Genomic DNA, 20,154 nt, shown 5'->3' on the forward strand with positions numbered 1-20,154 from the left:
CCTTCACCACATTGGTGCCCGGCTCGACGCTGACCGGATAGGCACGCACGCGGAAGCGGCGCGGATCGCAATAGGACTGGCCGGTGCGGATATCGAACTCCCAGCCGTGCCACGGACAGCGCAGGATTTCGCCGAGCTTGGTGTATTCGATCTCGCCGGGATCGGACGACGATGCCAGCCCGATCAGTGGCCCCTCGCACAGCGCCGCGCCCTGATGCGGGCAGCGGTTCAACAGGCCGAAGAACTCGCCCTTGACGTTGAAGACGGCGATCGGCCGCCCGTCGATCTCGATGAATTTTCGCGAACCCGGCGGCAACTCGTTCACCGGAGCGATCACATGCCTTGCCATTAGTTGATCTCACGCATGATCTGATTCGAAAAACCGGTTCCCACTTTTTCGGATCATGCGACGCCGTACAGCTGCTTCGCATTGTCGAGATAGAACGCCTGGCGGTTGGCGTCGCTGACGCCGGCCGGCAGCACGCGCGACGGCTCGTCGTAATCCCAATGCGGGTAATCGGTCGCGAACAACAGCTTGTCCCAGCCGATCCACTCGATGGTCTGGAACAGATGGTCGCGGCTCTCCGGGTCCTCCATCGGCTGCGTCGTCCACCAGATGTGATCGCGGATATATTCCGACGGCTTGCGCTTCAAATGCGGCACCTCGCTGTGCAGCCGCCCAAACACCTTGTCGAGCCGCCAGGCCAGCGACGGCGCCCAGCCGAAGCCGGCCTCGACCATCACCATCTTCAGTTTCGGGAAGCGCTCGAACACGCCCTCCAGCACGAGGCTCGCGAGCGCAGTCTGCTGGCACTGCGAATGGCCGACCATCTCTTCGATGTAGTGGCTCGGCCAGCCTGAGGCGGTGATCGGGTTGCCGCCGAAGCCGAAGGCGTGCACGCCGATCGGAAGGCCGACCTCCTGCGCCGCCTCGTAGATCGGCCAGTAGCGGCGCTGGCCGAGCGGCTCGACATTGCGGCTCAGCAGCAGCACCTGGACAAAATTCTTGTCTCCTGCCCGCTTGCGGATCTCGGCGGCGGCCGACACGCCGTCCTCGTTGGCGACGACGACCGAGCCCTTCAACCGCGAGTCCTTGCTGGTCCATTTCTCGATCTGCCAGTCGTTGATCGCCGAGCAGACCGCGCCGGCGAGATCCTGGTTGCGGAGCCCCTGTCCGGTGGCGAGCGGGTTGAGCACGCCGAGCGCGACATTGTTGGGATCGAGATGCTGCTTCTGCATGAAGGACAGCGACGAGCCCTGCGGGCCGCCTTCCGGCGGATAGGCATCGCGGCGCGACGCGTTGGGCTGCGCCTTCGGATAGGGCGGGCCTTCCATCATGCCCTGATAGGCCTGGATGCCGAAGGTTTCGAGATGGGCGTGCCAGCGCTTTTCAAGGTAGGGGAACAGCTCGTCCTTGGTCGCGCGCGCCGGATGGATGTCGCAATCCGCAATCGCGGTCTTGATGCCGGTTGACGATGCCGCTTCCAGGCGCTCCCGAATCTGCACATTCATCGCGTCGTCTCCTCTTCAGTTCTGGGCATGATCTTGTCCGAAAACCGGGGACCACTTTTCGGGATCATGCCCCACCTTCAGGCGCGGATAGGTCGCATGCGGATTGTCGATCATGATCTTGCGCACCAGATCCTGCGACAACCCCTGCGGCAGCACCTCGTCACCGTCGAACTGCCAGTGCGGATAGTCTGATGAGAATAGGATCAATTCGTCCGACTGCATATGGTCGAACAGCCGGCTCAAGGTGTCAGGTTCCGGCGGCGCATCGACCGGCTGCAGCGAGAAGCGGATGTTGCTGCGCACAATCTCCAACGGCGCGCGGTCGACCCACGGCGTTTCCATGCGCACGCCGCGCCAGAACTTGTGCAGCCGCCACAGGAACGGCGGCAGCCAGGTGAAGCCGGATTCCAGCATCACCATTTTCAGATTCGGATGACGCGCGAACACGCCCTCGACGATCAGGCTGGTGAGCTGGGTCTGGAACGCCTGCGCCTGCGCGACATAGTCCTCGATGTGGTAGGAGCCCCAACCGACCGAGGTCGGCGGATTGTGATAGGCGCTGCCGGCATGGATGCCGATCGGCAGGCCGAGCCGCTCGGCGGCGGCGTAGATCGGCCAATAATGACGCTTGCCGAGCGGCATGTCGCCCATCACGAGCATGAGCACCTGCACGAAGCGCTTGTCCTGCGCACAGCGCTCGATCTCGGCAACCGCCTTCTCGATGCTCTGCACCGGGATCACGATCGAGCCGCGCAGGCGATCGTCCTTGTCGAGCCACTCCTTGACCAGCCAGTCGTTCAGCGCGCGGCAGAACGCATCGGCCATGTCCTCGGAGAACACCATCTGCACGCCGTAGAGCGGATTGCAGATGCCGTAGGCCGCGCCGAACCTGTCGAGCGCCTGGTTCTGCATGTCCGCAAGGCTCGACCCCGGCTTGCCCTGTGCGGGGCGCCAGTCCGGCCGCGACGAGATCGGCGAATTGGTGGGATAGGATTGCGAGATCAGGTCGGTCATGCCGCGCGTCGTCACCTGGTCGCGCCAGTAGTCGTTCATGTATGGCAGCAGGCTGGTGAGGTGAGGCACGGCGGGATGCAGATCGCAATCCACGCCGCCCGCGATCGGCGACGTCATCAGGTTTCCTCGGCGTGTTTCCTCTGCGTACGCTCTCACAATAACGCGCGAAGCGCAGGCTGGTTGTTGTCCGATATTCAAGCAGGCCGGGCCGCGATCCGCAACTCGGCAGGGACCGATGTGGTGTGCTAGGAAGGCAGAACGCCCTACAGGATTTTCATGGCACGCAACGAGAAAGAGCGCCGATGAACGCACTCACATCCATCGCCGAACAGGTCGCCGCCAAACTGATCGCGAACAAGCAGACGATTGCGGTCGCGGAATCGTCCACCGGCGGACTGATCTCGGCATCGCTGCTGGCAGTACCGGGCGCGTCGGCCTACTTCCTCGGCGGCGGCGTGATCTACACCCGCGACGCGCGGCGCGTGCTGATGGATATTCCGGACGACGCAATGCGCGGGCTTCGCTCGTCGTCGGAACCCTACGCGCAGCTGCTGGCACGGCAGATCCGCGAACGCCTCTCGACCGATTGGGGATTGTCGGAGACCGGCGCCGCCGGCCCGACCGGCAACCGCTACGGCGATGCCGCCGGCCACAGCTGCATGGCGGTCGCAGGTCCCAAGCAGCAGGTGATCACGCTGGAGACCGGAAGCGGTGACCGGCAGGCCAACATGCAGGCGTTCGCGAAGGCGGCGCTGGAGTTGCTGTTGAAGAATTTGGCGCAATAAATCTCCTCCGTCGTCCCTGCGAAAGCAGGGACCCATAACCACAACTGCCAGCGTTGGAGAGCGCTGGGGCCGCAGCGGTGTGTCGTAACGATCTGCGGTGGTTATGGGTCCCGGCTTTCGCCGGGACGACGTGTGGAGAGATACTCTCGCTAACTCACTTCTCGCGGAACGAGCGCATGAACTGGTCGCTCAGCGGCTTCATCAGATACGACAGCATGGTGCGGTCGCCGGTCTGGACGAAGGCTTCCACCGGCATACCGGGGATGATCTTCACCTCGCTGCCGAGGCGCGCGACCTCTTCCGGCGGCATCGAGACTCGGATGGTGTAATAGCTCTGCCCGGTGCGCTGGTCGGTGGTGGTATCGGCGGAGACGCGGGTGACGACGCCGTTGAGCTCGGGCGTAGTGCGCTGGTTGAAGGCGGAGAGCCGCAACAGCGTCTTCTGGCCGACCTGCAGCTTGTCGATGTCCTGCGGATTGACCTTGGCCTCGACCGACAGGTCGTCGGCCTTCGGCACGATCATCATGATCGCATCGCCCGCGGTGATGACGCCGCCGACGGTGTGGACGGTCGATTGCAGCACGACGCCGTCCTGCGGCGCGCGGATATCGATGCGACGGAGCTGATCTTCGGCGGTCACCTTGCGCTCGACGAACTCGCCGATCTTGTCGTTGGTCTCGCGCAGGTCCTTCGAGACCTCTGCCAGCATGTCCTTGTCGACCTGGATGATCTGCAGCTCGGTCTCGGTGATCTTGCCCTTGGCCTGCGCACGCGAGGCGATGTATTGCGCCCGTTCGCCGGCGAGACGCGCCGCGTCACGCTCCAGCGTGGTCAGGCGGGTGAGCTGCACCAGATGCTGCTCATAGAGCTGGCGGACGCCGACCAGCTCCTGCTGCACCAGCGCGATCTCCTTGTCCTTGGCGGCTTCCTGCGCCTGCAGGCCGGAGATCTCCTCGTTGAGCTGGGTGACGCGCTCGCGCAGCTGCGCCTTCTGGCCGGTGCGGCCGTTGACCCGCACCTCGAACAGCTTGGTTTCGCTCGCCATGATATCGCGAACGTCGGGATCCCTGGCCTGCTCGGTGAGCTGCGGCGGAAACGCGATCTTGTCGAGCGCCTGCTGCTCGCCCTGGAGCCGGGCCGCGCGCGCATAGAGGCCGTTCAGCGTCTTGACCACGATCGCAAGGCTCGCCTTCACGACGGTCTCGTCGAGCCGCACGACGACATCGCCCGCCTTCACCGTGTCGCCGTCGCGCGCCAGGATTTCGCCGACGACGCCGCCGGTCGGATGCTGCACCTTCTTGACGTTGGTATCGACCACCACCGAGCCCGGCGCGATCAGCGCACCCGAGATCGGCACCGTCGCCGCCCAGCCGCCGACGCCGCCGCCCAGCACCAGAACCACGGCGAGGCCGACCACGAGGTGCTTCCTGATCGAAGCATGTGCGTTGCGCGGTTGATCGCTCAGGCGGCCGCTCATGACTTGGCCGCCCCTGCATCGGCGACGATCTTGATCGGCGTCGGCACCGGCGGGGCGGCGCGCTGCAGCACCTGCGCCAGCACGCTTTCCTTCGGCCCGAAGGTCTGCATGCGGCCGTCCTTCAGCACCAGCAGCTGGTCGACGCCCTCGATGCCGATCGGCCGATGCGCGACCACGATGACGACGGCGCCGCGCTCGCGGGCGCCGCGCACCGCGCGGGTCAGCGCCTCGTCGCCTTCGCTGTCGAGGTTGGAGTTCGGCTCGTCCAGCACGATCAGGAACGGACTGCCGTAGAGTGCACGCGCCAGCGCCACGCGCTGGGCCTGGCCGGCGGAGAGCGCGGCGCCCTGCTCGCCGACCTGGGTATCGTAGCCCTCGCGCATCTTGATGATCATCTCATGCACGCCGGCCTCCTTGGCCGCCGCGATGATGCTGTCGGACTTGGCCTCGGGATCGAATCGGCAGATGTTCTGCGCGACCGTGCCGGCGAACAGTTCGACGTCCTGCGGCAGATAGCCGACATAGCGGCCGAGCTCATCCGACGACCACTGATCGAGCGCGGCACCGTCGAGCCGCACCTTGCCGCGCACCGGCACCCAGACGCCGACCAGCGCCCGGATCAGCGACGACTTGCCGGACCCGCTCGGGCCGATCACGCCGACGCCGCTGCCGGCTTCGACGGCGAAGCTGACGTCCTGCACGATGGGGCGCTGGTCGCCCGGCGCGACCATGGTCACCGCTTCGACCGTGAGCTTCTTCTCCGGCGCCTGCAGCAGCGTCTGCTCCGGCCGTGCCGGAATCTGCTGCAGCAGGCGGTTGAGGCGGTGCCAGCTCTGACGCGCGGCGACGAAGCTCTTCCAATGCGCGATCGCAAGATCGACCGGCGCCAGCGCCCGCGCGCTCAGGATCGAGCCGGCGATGATGATGCCGCCGGTGGCCTCCTGGTGGATCACGAGATAGGCGCCGACCGCGAGCACCGCCGACTGCAGCATCATGCGCAGCACCTTGGCGACCGCACCGAGCCCGCCGGTGACGTCGCTGGAGCGCTGGTTGCCGGACAGATACTCCTCGTTGGCCTCGTTCCAGCGCTTGTTCATGCGCCCGGCCATGCCCATCGCCACCAGCACCTCGGCATTGCGGCGGCTGGAGGCGGCGAGATCGTTGCGCCGCGCTGCGAGCGACATCGCTTCCCTGGCCGGCGTGCGCGACATGTATTCGGTGATCAACGTCAGCGTCACCAGGATGATGGCACCGACCAGCGCCGTGACGCCGAGCAGCCAGTGGAACGCGAAGCAGATCAGCATGTAGAACGGCAGCCAGGGCAGGTCGAAGAACGCGCCGGGGCCCATGCTGCCGAGGAAGGAACGCACATTGTCGAGGTCGCGCAGCGGCTGCAGGCCCTCGCTGCGATTGCCCGCCATCAGCGGCAGCCGCACGATGGTGTCGAACACCCGCGCATTGAGCGCCTCGTCGAGCGAGGTGCCGACGCGGCCGAGGATCCGCCCGCGCAAGAGATCGAGCACGCCCTGGGCGATATAGAGCACCGCGGCGATGACGACGAGGCCGACCAGGGTCGGAACGCTGCGGCTCGGCAGCACGCGGTCATAGACCTGCAGCATGAACATCGAACCTGTCAGGTACAGCAGGTTGATCATGCAACTGATGAGGCCGACGCCGATGAAGGCACTGCGGCATGCGCGCAGCGCCTCAGCCAGTTCGGAACGCCGGACAGCGGGCGCGACTGCCATAAAAACCGATCTCTGCAAAACGAAAGAGTTACGTGATCACCACGTTGTATAGACGTTTGCGACCACCGTCCATTTCAACTCGCGCCGACCAAAGCACGGTTAGTTGCCTATTTTTGTGATCCCACAGACAGTTGACGGAATAATTAGGGTTAACCGGCCGCGGAACCCGGGCTTCAGGCGGGAGCGCTTCCCGGAAAGGGCACGAGAACGACCGACATCGAGACCCGGCCGATCTCGCCATCGACATCGAGCAACACCCCGCTGCCGACACCAAGCCCCGCCTCCGGGCGCCAGCGCGCCTCGGCGCGAACGCCGATCCACGCGCCCCTCGGCGGCCTGAACAGCTGCACCGCGAGGTTCGGATTGGGATCGGCCACCACGTTCTGCACCGGGCGCGCGATGCCGTGGGTCCAGTCGGCCGGACCGAGCACCCGCGCCAGCGGGCCGGCATCCGCAATCACGTCATGATGCATGCGAAACCAGGCCACGTCGCCGTCGGCCCGGGCCTCCATCGCGTCCATGAACCAGCTGCGGCCATGGACGGCATGCGGGCTGCGCAACGGAAAGCGCAGGGGATCGACCGGGTCGGCTGCGCTGCAGTGAAAGCCGGGGATCTCGACCGCACGTTCGCGCGACAAGGTCACCCGCACGGTCGCACAGGGCTGCGCCTCATCGGCCGGCCACAGCGTGTTGTCGACGACGCTGACCCGGCCGCCTTCGGTCACGACCGTCACTTGCGTACGCAACTCCGCCATCGGCGTCGGCCGCAGGAACCAGGCCGACGCCGAGATCGCGGTGCCCCAGTTGCGTGCATTGGCGATGGCCTCGACCTCGGCGGTCAGGAGGCTCGCGACGGCGCCGCCCTGAAGGCCCGCGAACGGCCCGGCCGCCAGCGCGGCGGGCCTCCAGCGATGCGGCGTGGCTGTAGGTTCGAAGATGGCCAAGGCGAGCAGTCCCTGAGGTGAGCGGGATTGAGCGTTTAGCCAATCTGATCCAAGAATAGCGGCCATGACAAAAGGCCATTCATCACTCGAGGTGAACAGGATTCACCCATTGGATGCCCCTGATCCGCGGGTCATCCCGCCGCTTGCGGCGCTGCTCGCCTTCGAGCGCGCTGCCACGCAGCTCAGCTTCCGCCGCGCCGCCCGCGACCTGTCACTGAGCCCGTCGGCGATCAGCCACCAGATCCGCGGGCTGGAACAGCAGTTCGGCACCAGGCTGTTCGTCCGCGGCGCGCGCTCGGTGCGGCTGACTGCGGACGGCGAACGCTACCTTGCAAAGGTGTCGGCGGCGCTGGCGACGCTGGACGAGGCGAGCCGCGACATGCTGCGGCAACGCGGCGAGACCGGCGGGGAATTGTGGATCAGCTCACTGCCGTTCTTCACCAGCGCGGTGCTGTTGCCGGCGCTGCCGGAATTCAAGCGTCGCCATCCGCAACTGACGCTGCGGATCGAGGCCACCCATCAATATGCCGACTTCAACAGCTCCCGTGTCGACGTCGCAGTCCGCTACGGACGGGAACATGCCGCCGGGCTGAGGGTCGAGCCGCTGGTCCAGGTCAGGGGATTGCCGGTCTGCACGCCGGCGCAGGTCAAGGCAGGGCTTCGGACGCCCGCAGACCTGTCGCGCGAGGTGCTGATCCACGTCACGACGCAACCGCGGGCGTGGCCGGCCTGGCTGAAGGAGGCCGGGCTGCCGTATCTCGCCCCGCGCGGGCATCTGTGGCTCGACAGCGTGCCGGCGATGCTGGAAGCCGCCGAGCACGGGCTCGGCGTGGCACTCGCAATGGCGCCGCTCATCAAAGCGCGGCCGGGCTTCGGCAAGCGGCTGGTGGCACCGTTCGCGTTCGAGCCAGCGCAGCACGAGACGATCTATCTGGTCTCCCGCACCGAGCAGGCACGCGATCGCCGCATTGCCGCGGTGCGGCGCTGGATCGCCGATGCGGTGGCGCGCGCGAGCTAGACCGTGGCGGGCGTCGGCTCTGCCAGGACGCAGCGCGCCTGGTGGCCGGGCGCGACTTGCACGTTCGGCGGCAGGTTTTCACTGCAACGTGGCTCGGCGAACCTGCAGCGCGGTGCAAAGGAGCAACTGGCCGGCGCATGGTCGAGCGAGGGCGGCGTGCCCGGGATGGTTTCGAGCCGCTGGCCGCGCATCGCGCCGTGAATGGTCGAGGCCAACAAGCCTTTCGCATAAGGATGCACCGGCGTGCGCACGATGTCGCGCAAGGCGCCCTGCTCCACGATCTGGCCGGCATACATCACCGCGACACGGTCGCAGATCTCGATGGCAACGCCGATGTCGTGGGTGACGAAGATGACGGACATGCCGAACTCGCGCTGCAATTCACGCAGCAGCAGCAGGATCTGGATCTGCACGGTGGCATCGAGCGCGGTGGTCGGCTCGTCCGCGAGCAGGATCTTCGGCTTGCAGGCCAGCGCCAGCGCGATCATCGCACGCTGCCGCATGCCGCCCGACATCTCGTGCGGATAGGACTCCAAGCGCCGCTTCGCCGAGGGGATCCGCACCACTTCGAGCATTTCGAGCGCGCGGGCCGTGGCCTCGCGCTCGCTCTTGCCCTCGTGACGCATCACCGTCTCCGCGATCTGGCGGCCGATGGGGTAGACCGGATCGAGCGCCAGCGCCGGCTCCTGGAAGATCATCGAGACGGTCTGCCCGCGGAATGCGGACAGCGCCTCATCGTCCATCGCCAGCACCTCCCGGCCCAGCACCTTGACGCTGCCGGAGATCTGCGTGCGTTTCCGCGGCAGCAGCCGCATCAACGCGCGCAAGGTCACGCTCTTGCCCGAGCCGGACTCGCCGAGCAGCCCCAACACCTCGCCCTCGCCGAGCTGCAGGCTGAGATCGTTCACGGCATGGACCGTGCGATCGCCGGTGAAGCGGATGTTGAGGTTGTTGATCTCGACGAGGTTGGTCATGCGAGCTTGGGGACCCTGGCGTGGAAATCGGTCGCGCGCTGGAAGGCGGCGCCGATCCGGAGCAGCACCGATTCCTCGAAGGAGCGCCCGATCAGCTGCATGCCGACCGGCAGGCTCGCCTTGGTAAAGCCCGAGGGGATCGAGAGCGACGGCAGGCCGAGATAGTTGACCGGACGGGTGAACCGCGTCAGCCGCTGGATCACCGCCTCCGCACCCGGACCGTTGCCGACATCGCTCTCGGCGATGGTCGGCGCCGGCACCGGGGCCGACGGCGCGATCACGGCATCGACACCGCTGACCGCCGCGTTGTGCGCGGAGAGCGCAGGGCCGCGCCAGCGCATCGCTTCGAGATAGGTGACCGCGGGAATGGTCAGGCCATTCTGCAACCGCATCAGGACCTGAGCGCCGTAATCCTGCGGCCGCTCGATCATCCAGCGTTTGTGGAAGGCGGCGGCTTCGGCCGCGAGCACCAGCTGCGACGCGGCGCTGAGCTGGCGCTGATCGGGCAGCTCGACCTTGACGATCTCGGCGCCTTCCTTCTTCAGCGTCGCCACCGTCTCGTCGAGGACGCGCGCCACCTCAGGGTCGAGGTCGTCGACGTAGAATGCCGTCGGGACGCCGATCTTGAGACCCTTCAGCGACTGCCTGGTCGCAGCCATGTAGTCCGGCACCGGCTGCGTCGATGCGGTGAGATCCTCGGAGTCGGCGCCGGCCATCAGGCCGAGCAGCAGCGCGCAATCCTCCGCGGTCTGCGCCAGGGGACCGACGGTATCGAGCGACTGCGACAGCGGCATCGCGCCGGCGCGGCTGACGCGGCCGACGGTGGTCTTCAGACCGGTGACGCCGCAGAAATGCGCGGGCATCCGCACCGAACCGCCGGTGTCGGAGCCGAGCGCGGCGAAGGTCAAGCGCGCCGCGACCGCCGAGCCGGAGCCCGACGACGAGCCGCCGGTGATGTGCTCGGTGTTCCAGGGATTGCGCGCCGCGCCGTAATGCACATTGTGGCCGGTCGGCCCATAGGCGAACTCGACCATTTGCAGCGAGCCGAGCCGGACCTGGCCGGCGTCCTTCAGCCGCTGCAACGCCGTCGCTGTTGTCTTCGGCACGAAATCGCGGCGGATCAGCGAGCCGCAGGTCACGACCTTGCCGGCCTCGTAATACATGTCCTTGTGCGCCAGCGGCACGCCGTGCAGCGCGCCCCGGCTACTGCCCTTGGCGAGCGCGGCATCAGCCTCGTTGGCTGCGGCAAGCGCCTGTTCGGATTCGATCGCCATATAGGCATTGAGACGCGGCTGCCACTCGGCAATGCGATGCAGCACGGCGCGCGTCACCTCATGCGAGGAGACCTTCTTGTCGGCAATCGCCTTGGCGACTGCGGTCAGCGTCATCAGGGCCGGATCAGAGCTCATTTCGACACCTTTGCGATCTGCGCCAGCAGGAAGCTCGCGGGTTCGAGATCGAAGGGCAGCGTGCCGGAGATTGGGGCGAAGCCGTCGAATGCGGGTCCGATCGAATTGGCGATGCGGGTGGCGGTTTCGTCATCAGCGGGCACGTCGGCGACGTGCGCGATCACCTTGACGTCCTTGGGAGTGGGTCTGGTCATGCCGCGTTTTCTCCTTTTGCTTTTGCCGGCGCGCGGCTGTGCCCCGAGCCAGGAATGGCCATGTAGCACGCCGCTTGATGGCCTATTGTATCGAGATCGCTGAGTTTAGGCGTGTCGTTTGCGCAGAGCGGCTCCGCAAACGGACAACGGGTGTGAAACCGGCAGCCCGACGGCGGATCGATCGGATTGGGCGGATCGCCCGAGATCGGCGGCACCTCGGTGCGCTTGTCGGGATCGGATGACGGCATCGCCGCCAGCAGCGCGCGGGTATAGGGATGCGCCGGCGCGTCCCAGACCGCATCGACCGGACCAAGCTCGACGACCTCCCCGAGATACATCACCAGCACGCGGTCGGAGATGTAGCGCACGACGTTGAGATCGTGGCTGATGAAGAGATAGGTCAGGCCGAATTCGCGCTTCAAATCGGCGAGCAGATTGAGCACCTGCGCCTCGACCGATTTGTCGAGCGCGGATACCGCCTCATCGAGGATCACGAGCCGCGGCGACAGCGCGAGCGCGCGGGCGATGTTGACGCGCTGGCGCTGGCCGCCCGACACCTCGTGCGGATAGCGGTTGGCGAATATCTCCGGCCGCAGGCCGACCTTCCCGAGCAGCTCGCGCGCCAGCGTCCGTGCCGTGTCATCGGCCATGCCGTGGACTTTCGGTCCGAAGGCGATGGACTCCTCGATGGTGAGGCGCGGATTGAGCGAGGCGTAGCTGTCCTGGAACACCATCTGCACGCCGCGCCGCAGATCGCGCAGCGAGAGCGACGGACCGACCTGCCTTCCGTCATAGATGATGTCGCCGGCATCGCGCGTCATCAAATGCATCAACAGCCGCGCCGTGGTCGACTTGCCGCAGCCGGATTCGCCGACGATGCCGACGGTCTCGCCCTTCATCACCGCAAAGCTGACGTCGTCGACGGCACGCACGGTCTTGCGCGGGCTGAACAGCCCGCCGCGCACCGGGAAGTGCTTTGTCAGCCCGCTGACCTGCAGCAGCGGCTGCGCCGTGCCGCCGATATCGGCGACCGGCTCCAGCATATCGACAGAGAGATTGGCTTCGCTCATGGCTTAATTCCTGATGTCCATGGCGCTGCGCATGCCGTCGCTGAGCAGATTGAAGCAGATCGAAACCGCGAAGATCATCGCACCCGGCAGCGCCGCGACCCATGGGTTGACATAGATTGCGGTGCGCAGCGTGTTCAGCATCAAGCCCCATTCCGGCTCCGGCGGTTTTGTCCCCAGCCCGAGGAAGGAGAGACCGGCGGCGAGGATCATCGAGACCGAGATCAGGCCGGTGGCGTAGACGAAGATCGGGCCGAGCACATTGCCGAGCATGTGCACGCGCATGATGGTGAAGGGACCGGCGCCGGAGGCGCGCGCCGCCTCGACGAAATCCATGTTGCGGACGCCCGTAGTGACGCTTTCGGCGACCCGGGTGATCTGCGGCACGAACACAATGGTGAGCGACACGATCGAATTGGTGATGCCGGCGCCGAGCGCGCCCGAGATCGCGATCGCCAGCAGCACCGACGGAAAGGCGTAGAACACATCGACGGTGCGCATGATCGCGGTGTTGAGCTTGCCGCCGACATAGCCGGCAACGAGGCCGAGCGAGGTGCCGATCACGAAGGCGAAGATCACCGGCAGGATACCGATCACCAGCGACAGGCGACCGCCATAGATCAGCCGCGCCAGCATGTCGCGCCCGAGCTCGTCGGTGCCGAGCGGATAGCCCGGCGTGCCGATATGGCGGAGACGGCGGATCATCGAGCCCTGATAGGGATCGGCGAGATGCAGCCACGGCGCTAGCAGCGCCGAGGCGAAGATCAGCACCAGAATGACGGCGCAGGCCATGCTGACCTTGTCGCGCCGGATGCGGCGTCCAACCGTCGCCCAATAGCCGCGCGCCTTGCTCGCGGGGGCGGCCTGCAATGCAGTATCTGACATCGCACTCATGGTTAGCTCCGCTTGATGCGCGGATCGATCGCGGCCTGCGCGATGTCGACCAGGAGATTGAGCAGCACGAAGAAAAGCGCCAGCACCAGGATCGTGCCCTGCAGCAGCGGCAGATCGCGCTGGAAGATCGCCGAGTTGAGCAAGAGGCCCGAACCCGGCCAGGAGAACACGGTCTCGATCAGGATCGAGCCGCCGAGCATATAACCGAGCTGCAGGCCCATCACCGCGAGCGCGGTTGGCGCCGCGTTCTTGACGACGTGACGAAATACCTCGGTCTCGCGCAGGCCCTTGGCACGCAGCGCTTCGACAAAATCCTGGCTCAGGATGTCGCCGGTCAGCGCGCGCACGGTGCGGGTGACGATGCCCATCGGGATCACCGAGGTGGTGATCGCCGGCAGCACCAGATAGCGCAGGTGCTCCCAGTCCCACGCCCAGGCGCCGGAGCCGCCGGGGCCTGCGCCGACCGCAGGCAGCCAGTTGAGCTGCACCGAGAAGATGATGACCAGCACCATGCCGAGCCAGTAATGCGGCAACGAGACGCCGGCGATGGCGATTGATGTCGCGACCTTATCGACCCAGGTGTCGCGGAAATAGCCGGCGATCAGCCCGAACAGCAGGCCGAACGTGAAGCCGATCATCGCAGCCGCAATCGCCAGCATCACGGTGTTGCCGACCGCGCGCATCACCTCCGACAGGACGGGCCGCCCGGTCGCGATCGAATTGCCGAGATCGCCATGGATCGCGCGCCATAGCCACAGGCCGAATTGCACGGGCAATGGACGATCGAAGCCATAGGCGGTGCGCAATTGCGCGGCGAGCTCCTGCGAGGCATCGGCCGGCAGCACCGCGACCAAGGGATCGCCGGGCGTGATGTGCACCAGCAGGAAGCACACCAGCGCCACGCTGAGCACGATCGGAATGACGTAGACGATCCGTCTGGACGTATAGGCGAGCACGTTTGCGTTCTTTCTTCCGTCTCCCCTTGTGGGAGAAGGTGGCGCGCATATCGTGCGCGCCGGATGAGGGGTTCTGTCCGCGGATGCAGTCAGATCAATTCGGGAAGAAGCGTCCGCGGAGGCAACCCCTCACCCGGCTTCGCATTCGCGAAGCCACCCTCTCCCACAAGGGGAGAGGGTGCACCGATTACGTTGCCGGCATCACGGCGCGACCGTGACCGGCGAGAAGTCGACGAACCAGCTCTTCGGCTGCACGAAGCCCTTGATCTTCGGGCTCATCGCACGCGGTGCGACGTCGTGGGCGACATACAGGAAGGCCGCGTCGTCGACCGAGGCCGCATGCAGCTCGGCGAGCGCCGCGTCGCGGGCGGCGGGCTCAAAAGTCTGGCGAGCCTTCTTCACCAGCTCGTCGAATTTCGGATTGTTGTTGAAGCCCCAATTGTTGGAGACCGGCGGCGCCATGCCCGACTGCAGGAAGCGCACCAGCGCGAAGAACGGATCCATCGCCGCATAAGTGACGTTGATCGCATTCGAGCCGTTGGCCGACGGATCCTTGGTGCCGCGCCGCCAGTTGGTGAACAGCGTGTTCCACTCGATGACGTCGAGCTGCACATCGAAGTAGCACTCGGCCAACGCCTGTTGCAGATACTCGTTCATCGGCAGCGGCAGCATCTGGCCCGAGCCGGACGCCGAGGTCTGGATCTTGACCACGAGCTTCTTGTTCGGACCAAAACCTGCCTCCTGCATCAGCTTCTGCGCGGCCGGCTTGTCATACTTGATCTGGAAAGTCGGGTTGCCGCGCCAGGGATGTCCGGGCTCGAACGTGCCGGTGGCCGGCACCATCAGTCCCGCGAGCAGGCCGTCGCGCAGTCCTTCGCGATCGATGCAGAGATTGGCGGCCTTGCGGACACGGATGTCATTCCACGGCGAGCCCTCGACGCGGGAGAACTGCCACGGCCAGACATGCGGCTCCTCGTTGGAATAGAGATTGAAGCCACGCTGCTTGATCTCGGGCAGCGCATCCGGCGCCGGCGCCTCGATCCAGTTGACCTGCCCGGACAGCAACGCCGCGGTGCGCGCATTGGCTTCCGGCATCGGCAGCAGCACCATCTTGTCGGTCTTCGGCACCCGCGCCTTGTCCCAGTAGTTTTCGTTCTTCACGAGTTCGAGCCGCTCGCGCGGGGTGAAGCTCGACATCTTCCAGGGCCCCGTGCCCGACGCGTCCTTGGCAAACGCGGCCCATGCAGCCTGCGACTTCGCCTTGGCATCGGCGCCTTCCGCCTTGTCGTAGAATTTCTGCCACTTGGCCGGGCTTGCGATGAACAGATTGGTGAGATTGATCGGCAGGAAGCTGTCGGGCTCCTTGGTGGTCAATTCCACCGTCATGTCGTCGATCTTGCGCGCCGAGACCAAGGTCGGCATCCGCGAGGCGGTCACGCCGACCTGGCTCGCGTCATATTGCGGCGCGTCCTGCTTCAGCACCTTGTCGACGTTCCAGACCACCGCGTCGGCGTTGAACGGCGAGCCGTCGTGAAAGCTGACGCCGGGACGCAGCTTGAAGATCCACTTGGTCTTGTCGGAATCGTCGACCTTCCACTCGGTGGCGAGGCCCGGGATCATCGCGCTCGCCTTGTCCGACGAGGACAGGTCCCACATCGTCAGCGCGTCGTACATCGTCAGGCCAGTGAAGCGATTGCCCTCGAATCCCTGGTCGGGCTGCCCGAGCGTGCGCGGAATATCGGCAGCCGTCATGCCAATGCGCAGCACGGTCTCGGCGCCGGCGATCGCCGGCACGCCGGCTGCAATCGCGAGCGCCAGCATGAACGCCGTCGCATTGGTCTTCCTGTTACGCATCTGAGCAACCCCTTCGAAGTCTGGTGACGTTTTGGTGATTATTTCTTGGGCAAGCGTATGCAATGCCTGTGCCAAGGGGAATAGTTCTTCAGCAAAATACCGTTGGGCGCGTCATTTCTTCCCACCTCGCACCGCAGCGAAGCGAAGATGCCTATTCTGGCATCATGCTTGCTTGATTTGGCTCCGACTTCTCATCAACGGAGCCTTCATATGCGTGCGCGCAATTCGATCCTGATGGCGGCAATGGCGCTCGCCCTGACCGCGGGCTGGCCGGCCAAGTCAGCGCAGGCAGAGTCCATTGTGCGCTACGGCATTTCGATGGCCGACATTCCGCTGACGACCGGCCAGCCCGATCGCGGCGCCGGCGCCTATCAGTTCACGGCCTACACGATCTACGACCCGCTGGTCGCCTGGGAGATGGACGTTGCCGACCGGCCGGGCAAGCTGGTGCCCGGGCTTGCGACCGATTGGAAGGTCGACGACAGCGACAAGACAAAGTGGCGCTTCACGCTGCGCAAGGGCGTGAAATTCCACGACGGCAGCGACTTCAACGCCGACGCCGTGATCTGGAATCTCGACAAGGTGTTGAACGACAAGGCGCCGCAATTCGACAAGCGGCAGAGCGCGCAGGTCAAGACCCGCCTGCCCTCGGTCGCGAGCTACGCCAAGATCGACGACTTCACCGTCGAGATCACCACCAAGACGGTCGATTCCTTCTTCCCCTACCAGATGCTCTGGTTCCTGGTCTCGAGCCCCGCGCAATATGACAAGCTCGGCAAGGACTGGGACAAGTTCGCCAACCAGCCCTCCGGCACCGGTCCGTTCAAGCTGACCAAGCTTGTGCCGCGCGAGCTCGCCGAACTGACCAAGAACCCGGACTATTGGGACAAGAAGCGGCTGGCAAAGGCCGACAAGCTGATCCTGATCCCGATGCCGGAGGCGCTGACCCGCACCAACGCATTGCTCGCCGGGCAGGTCGATTTGATCGAAACGCCGGCGCCCGACGCCGTGCCGCAGCTCAAGGCCGCCGGCATGAGGATCGTCGACAACGTGACGCCGCATGTCTGGAATTATCACCTGAGCGTGCTGCCCGGCTCGCCCTGGAGCGACATCCGCCTGCGCAAGGCGCTCAACCTCGCGATCGACCGCGACGCGGTGGTCGGCCTGATGAATGGTTTGGCGAAGCCGGCCAAGGGCCAGGTCGACCCGTCGAGCCCGTGGTTCGGCAAGCCGACCTTCGAGCTGAAATACGACCTCGCGGCCGCGAAAAAGCTGGTGGAGGAAGCCGGCTATTCAAAGGACAAGCCGCTCAAGACGACCTTCATCATCGCCCAGGGCGGCACCGGGCAGATGCTGTCGCTGCCGATGAACGAATTCCTGCAGCAGAGCTTCAAGGAGATCGGCATCGATATCGATTTCAAGGTCGTCGAGCTCGAGACGCTGTATTCACACTGGCGCAAGGGCGCGGCCGACGAAATGAACGCCGGCATCACCGCCAACAACATCGCCTATGTCACGTCGGACCCGCTCTACGCCATCGTGCGGTTCTTCCATTCCGGCCAGGTGGCGCCGACCGGCGTCAACTGGGGCGGCTACAAGAATCCGAAGGTCGACGCGCTGATCGACGAGGCCAAGCAGACCTTCGACAGCGCCAAACAGGATGCGCTGCTGGCGCAAGCCCACGCGCTGATCGTCGACGATGCCGCGCTGGTGTGGGTGGTGCACGACACCAATCCGCATGCGCTGTCGCCGAAGGTGAAGTCCTTCGTGCAGGCGCAGCACTGGTTCCAGGATTTGACGCAGATCGGGGTGGAGTAGATCTCTCTACCGTCGTCCGGGTCCTTCCATCGTCGTCCCGGCGAAGGCCGGGGCCCATAACCACCAATGTGCGTTGTTAAGAAGCCGTCTGGCCGCTTGCCCATTGCGCCGGCTGCGGCGCATGGGTCCCGGCTCCCGTGCGCAATTGCGCACTAGGCCGGGACGACACCGAATTTGCGGCGCCTATTTCGTCGTCAGCGCAAAGGCGCCGTCCCAATCGTCCGGCGGCGGCTCCTTCTGGAAGGCGCGGATGCGCGCCTCATAGAGGCGGTAAAGATATTGCAGCGTCTGCGCCTCATCGGTCTTGCGGCCGCGCTCGATCGCACCGAGTGCGCCATCCCAGTCACGGCTGCGGTAACAGGCTAGCATCTCGATGGTCAGGTTGCGCAACCGCTGGAAGCGGCCGGACCCGGCGACGTCTTCGCGGCCGGCAATCGCATAGATCACCTCGGGCTCCTTCTTGCCCTTGACCATGATGAAGTCGAGCTCGAGGATCGCGAACTTCTCCTTCACGGCAAGCGCGGTCTTCGATCCCACGATGATCGGGAAGCCGTACTCCTTGGACTGCCCTTCCAGCCGCGAGGCCAGATTGACGCTGTCGCCGAACACCGAATAGTCGAAGCGCACGTCGGAGCCCATATTGCCGACCACGCAGGTGCCGGTGTTGAGGCCGACACCGATGTTGAGCGGCACATAGACATGGCCGCCGTCCTTGGCCTCCTGCTCGCGCGCACGGTTGAGGTCGTCGACGCGCTCCAGCATGTCGAGCGCAGCGTCGCAGGCGTTGAGCTGATGCTGCTTGTCGTCGAGCGGCGCATTCCAGAACGCCATGATGGCGTCGCCCATGTATTTGTCGATCGTGCCTTTGCGGGCGAGGATCGCGTTGGAAAGCGGCGTGAGGAAGCGGTTCATCAGCGCTGTGAGGCCCTGCGGATCGCGCTTGTAGGTTTCCGAGATCGTAGTGAAGCCGCGCATGTCCGAGAACATGATGGTCATCTCGCGCTCCTCGCCGCCGAGCACGAGCCGCTCCGGCGACTGCGCCAGCTGCTCGACCAGCGCCGGCGACATGTACTGCACGAATTGCGACCTGATCTGCCGGCGCTGCTGCTGTTCGCGCACGAAAGCCGAGAAGATCAGCGTCAGATAGATCGCCGTGGTCGACATCAGCGGATAGGTGAAATCGATCAGGAGGCGGTGCTGGGAATAGAAATACCAGGACGTGCCGGTCAGCACCGAGGCGAACATGCCGCCGACGATGACCAGCGTGATCGGACCGAATTTCGGCGCGAAGGCGATGACCAGGAGCCCCATGATCATCGCGGCGAGGAATTCGATCGCAATGCCGTAGCTCGGCTGCGAAACGACGTCGCCGGTGAGCGCGCTCTCCAGCACCTGGGCGTGAACCTCGACCCCGGGCATGGCCGGCGTCACCGGCGTCGTCTTGATGTCGTTCAGCCCGACCGAGGAGGTGCCGATCAGGACCAGCTTGCCGGCGATCCTGTCCGGCGGGACCCGACCATCCAGCACATCGACGGCCGAAACATAGATCGAAGGGTCGCGGCGGGCGTAATGGATCCAAAGCTGGGCGTATTGATCGGTCGGGATCGCAAAGCCCTTGATGCCGAGGCTCTGGATGCCGCCCTTGTCGGCCTTGATCAGGATGGTGCCGGAGCCGCTCGCCACCCGCAGCATTTCGAACGTCAGCGACGGCATGGTGACGCCCTGCGCGACCATCATCATCGGCACCCGCCTGACGATGCCGTCGCGTTCCGGCCTGATCGTGAACAGGCCTCGCCCGCCGGCGGCCTCCTCAAGCACCGGCACGTTGCGCAACAAACCCGGAAACTGGAACATGAACTGCTGCGGCTCCTCGCCGAGCATCGCAAGCCCGGTGACCGGCAGCTTTTCGTTGAGGTCGGCGCGTACATTGGGACCGCCGGATTCGCCGAGCACCACGCGCGAGTTCTTGATGGCGTCGGCGAAAATGCTGTCATTGCTCGGCAGCTGCCGCAGCCTGGCACGCATCTCCTCGTCGAGGCTGCTGAACGTATCGGCCGCAATATCGGGATTGAGACGGTCCGGCTCGGAGAACACCGCGTCGAACGCGATCACCACGGCGCCGAGCCGGGTAAGGTTGATGACGATGTCGGCGAGCCGTGTCCGCGGCCACGGCCACTGGCCGAGCCGGGGATCGGCAAGGCTCCTCTCGTCGATATCGACGATGGTGACGGGCCGCGCGGTCTTCTGGCGGGGTTCGAGCACCTGGAAGGTATCGAACGTCCTGACGCGGACCTCCTGCACCGGGGCCGGATCGACGGCCCGCAGCGCGGCAAAGCCGACCAACAGCGCCACGCAGGCCAGCCGCGCATAGCCGAAGCGCCGTCCGAACCACCTTCGTATCGCCTTCAGCCGTTTCATGGCGTCTGGATATCACGCGCGGAGGGTTGTTCCAATCGAGCAGGCATGCGCGGTGCACAATGAGCCGGCCGG

The 20,154-nt window shown here is 65.5% G+C and carries 17 protein-coding genes; 3 read left to right on the forward strand and 14 right to left on the reverse strand.

Annotated elements, in window-relative coordinates; genetic code table 11:
• The 3 genes from QMZ05_RS31080 to QMZ05_RS31090 all read right to left on the reverse strand — a co-directional run.
• Positions 1-349: Rieske (2Fe-2S) protein (locus QMZ05_RS31080; RefSeq protein WP_353704218.1), on the reverse strand; the 349-nt coding region annotated here is incomplete at its 3' end.
• Between the two features lie 53 nt (positions 350-402).
• On the reverse strand, positions 403-1,512 hold the full coding sequence (locus QMZ05_RS31085; RefSeq protein WP_353704219.1) for an amidohydrolase family protein: 1,110 nt from the start codon (positions 1,510-1,512) through the stop codon (positions 403-405).
• Between the two features lie 15 nt (positions 1,513-1,527).
• A complete protein-coding gene (locus QMZ05_RS31090) occupies positions 1,528-2,643 on the reverse strand; it encodes an amidohydrolase family protein (protein WP_353704220.1) in 1,116 nt (371 codons plus the stop codon).
• Between the two features lie 185 nt (positions 2,644-2,828).
• Between QMZ05_RS31090 and QMZ05_RS31095 the strand changes: the two genes are divergently transcribed.
• Positions 2,829-3,311 (forward strand): CinA family protein, encoded by a 483-nt coding sequence (locus QMZ05_RS31095; protein WP_353704221.1) that lies wholly within the window; start codon positions 2,829-2,831, stop codon positions 3,309-3,311.
• Positions 3,312-3,465: 154 nt separating this feature from the next.
• On the opposite strand, the gene QMZ05_RS31100 is transcribed toward QMZ05_RS31095, so the two are convergent.
• The 3 genes from QMZ05_RS31100 to QMZ05_RS31110 all read right to left on the reverse strand — a co-directional run bounded on the left by QMZ05_RS31100 (position 3,466) and on the right by QMZ05_RS31110 (position 7,480).
• Positions 3,466-4,788, reverse strand: a complete 1,323-nt coding sequence (locus tag QMZ05_RS31100) for an HlyD family type I secretion periplasmic adaptor subunit (RefSeq protein WP_353704222.1) — start codon at positions 4,786-4,788, stop codon at positions 3,466-3,468.
• Positions 4,785-6,536 (reverse strand): type I secretion system permease/ATPase, encoded by a 1,752-nt coding sequence (locus QMZ05_RS31105; protein ID WP_353704223.1) that lies wholly within the window; start codon positions 6,534-6,536, stop codon positions 4,785-4,787. Before QMZ05_RS31105 ends, QMZ05_RS31100 begins: the two co-directional genes overlap by 4 nt.
• 173 nt (positions 6,537-6,709) lie before the next feature.
• Complete coding sequence (locus QMZ05_RS31110) at positions 6,710-7,480, reverse strand: acyl-CoA thioesterase domain-containing protein (protein WP_353704224.1); 771 nt, start codon at positions 7,478-7,480, stop codon at positions 6,710-6,712.
• A 109-nt stretch (positions 7,481-7,589) separates the two neighbouring features.
• On the opposite strand from QMZ05_RS31110, the gene QMZ05_RS31115 reads away from it, so the two are divergent.
• A complete protein-coding gene (locus tag QMZ05_RS31115; RefSeq protein WP_353704225.1) occupies positions 7,590-8,498 on the forward strand; it encodes a LysR substrate-binding domain-containing protein in 909 nt (302 codons plus the stop codon).
• Here the strand turns inward: QMZ05_RS31115 and QMZ05_RS31120 are convergent.
• The 7 genes from QMZ05_RS31120 to QMZ05_RS31150 all read right to left on the reverse strand — a co-directional run bounded on the left by QMZ05_RS31120 (position 8,495) and on the right by QMZ05_RS31150 (position 15,813).
• Positions 8,495-9,472, reverse strand: coding sequence for an ABC transporter ATP-binding protein (locus QMZ05_RS31120; RefSeq protein ID WP_353704226.1), 978 nt, complete (start codon positions 9,470-9,472; stop codon positions 8,495-8,497). The genes QMZ05_RS31115 and QMZ05_RS31120 overlap by 4 nt on opposite strands.
• Entirely contained in the window at positions 9,469-10,881 is a 1,413-nt protein-coding gene (locus QMZ05_RS31125) for an amidase (RefSeq protein ID WP_353704227.1), read from the reverse strand. Before QMZ05_RS31125 ends, QMZ05_RS31120 begins: the two co-directional genes overlap by 4 nt.
• Positions 10,878-11,075, reverse strand: a complete 198-nt coding sequence (locus QMZ05_RS31130; protein WP_353704228.1) for a hypothetical protein — start codon at positions 11,073-11,075, stop codon at positions 10,878-10,880. The genes QMZ05_RS31125 and QMZ05_RS31130 overlap by 4 nt, the downstream gene beginning before the upstream one ends.
• Positions 11,072-12,145, reverse strand: coding sequence for an oligopeptide/dipeptide ABC transporter ATP-binding protein (locus tag QMZ05_RS31135; protein WP_353704229.1), 1,074 nt, complete (start codon positions 12,143-12,145; stop codon positions 11,072-11,074). The genes QMZ05_RS31130 and QMZ05_RS31135 overlap by 4 nt, the downstream gene beginning before the upstream one ends.
• Positions 12,146-12,148: 3 nt before the next feature.
• Positions 12,149-13,036, reverse strand: a complete 888-nt coding sequence (locus tag QMZ05_RS31140) for an ABC transporter permease (RefSeq protein ID WP_353704230.1) — start codon at positions 13,034-13,036, stop codon at positions 12,149-12,151.
• A gap of 2 nt (positions 13,037-13,038) precedes the next feature.
• Complete coding sequence (locus tag QMZ05_RS31145) at positions 13,039-13,992, reverse strand: ABC transporter permease (RefSeq protein WP_353704231.1); 954 nt, start codon at positions 13,990-13,992, stop codon at positions 13,039-13,041.
• 201 nt (positions 13,993-14,193) lie between these two features.
• Positions 14,194-15,813 (reverse strand): ABC transporter substrate-binding protein, encoded by a 1,620-nt coding sequence (locus QMZ05_RS31150; RefSeq protein ID WP_353704238.1) that lies wholly within the window; start codon positions 15,811-15,813, stop codon positions 14,194-14,196.
• Between the two features lie 243 nt (positions 15,814-16,056).
• Here QMZ05_RS31150 and QMZ05_RS31155 point away from each other — a divergent pair, with 243 nt between their 5' ends.
• The gene (locus tag QMZ05_RS31155; protein WP_353704232.1) at positions 16,057-17,664 is read left to right on the forward strand and encodes an ABC transporter substrate-binding protein; all 1,608 of its coding nucleotides are present in this window, start codon (positions 16,057-16,059) and stop codon (positions 17,662-17,664) included.
• Between the two features lie 183 nt (positions 17,665-17,847).
• Here the strand turns inward: QMZ05_RS31155 and QMZ05_RS31160 are convergent, their stop codons facing one another.
• Entirely contained in the window at positions 17,848-20,082 is a 2,235-nt protein-coding gene (locus tag QMZ05_RS31160; RefSeq protein WP_353704233.1) for an adenylate/guanylate cyclase domain-containing protein, read from the reverse strand.
• Between the last annotated feature and the right edge of the window lie 72 nt (positions 20,083-20,154).

It is taken from the genome of Bradyrhizobium sp. INPA03-11B (assembly GCF_040446015.1).
Taxonomy (GTDB): Bacteria; Pseudomonadota; Alphaproteobacteria; order Rhizobiales; family Xanthobacteraceae; genus Bradyrhizobium; species Bradyrhizobium macuxiense_A.

What these genes read in the sequence shown, in the direction of transcription:
- QMZ05_RS31160 (WP_353704233.1), bottom strand. Translation starts at nt 20,082, where the DNA reads ATGAAACGGCTGAAGGCGATACGAAGGTGGTTCGGACGGCGCTTCGGC.
- QMZ05_RS31090 (WP_353704220.1), bottom strand. Translation starts at nt 2,643, where the DNA reads ATGACGTCGCCGATCGCGGGCGGCGTGGATTGCGATCTGCATCCCGCC.
- QMZ05_RS31155 (WP_353704232.1), top strand. Translation starts at nt 16,057, where the DNA reads ATGCGTGCGCGCAATTCGATCCTGATGGCGGCAATGGCGCTCGCCCTG.
- QMZ05_RS31140 (WP_353704230.1), bottom strand. Translation starts at nt 13,036, where the DNA reads ATGAGTGCGATGTCAGATACTGCATTGCAGGCCGCCCCCGCGAGCAAG.
- QMZ05_RS31125 (WP_353704227.1), bottom strand. Translation starts at nt 10,881, where the DNA reads ATGAGCTCTGATCCGGCCCTGATGACGCTGACCGCAGTCGCCAAGGCG.
- QMZ05_RS31105 (WP_353704223.1), bottom strand. Translation starts at nt 6,536, where the DNA reads ATGGCAGTCGCGCCCGCTGTCCGGCGTTCCGAACTGGCTGAGGCGCTG.
- QMZ05_RS31120 (WP_353704226.1), bottom strand. Translation starts at nt 9,472, where the DNA reads ATGACCAACCTCGTCGAGATCAACAACCTCAACATCCGCTTCACCGGC.
- QMZ05_RS31150 (WP_353704238.1), bottom strand. Translation starts at nt 15,813, where the DNA reads ATGCTGGCGCTCGCGATTGCAGCCGGCGTGCCGGCGATCGCCGGCGCC.
- QMZ05_RS31095 (WP_353704221.1), top strand. Translation starts at nt 2,829, where the DNA reads ATGAACGCACTCACATCCATCGCCGAACAGGTCGCCGCCAAACTGATC.
- QMZ05_RS31135 (WP_353704229.1), bottom strand. Translation starts at nt 12,145, where the DNA reads ATGAGCGAAGCCAATCTCTCTGTCGATATGCTGGAGCCGGTCGCCGAT.
- QMZ05_RS31130 (WP_353704228.1), bottom strand. Translation starts at nt 11,075, where the DNA reads ATGACCAGACCCACTCCCAAGGACGTCAAGGTGATCGCGCACGTCGCC.
- QMZ05_RS31085 (WP_353704219.1), bottom strand. Translation starts at nt 1,512, where the DNA reads ATGAATGTGCAGATTCGGGAGCGCCTGGAAGCGGCATCGTCAACCGGC.
- QMZ05_RS31100 (WP_353704222.1), bottom strand. Translation starts at nt 4,788, where the DNA reads ATGAGCGGCCGCCTGAGCGATCAACCGCGCAACGCACATGCTTCGATC.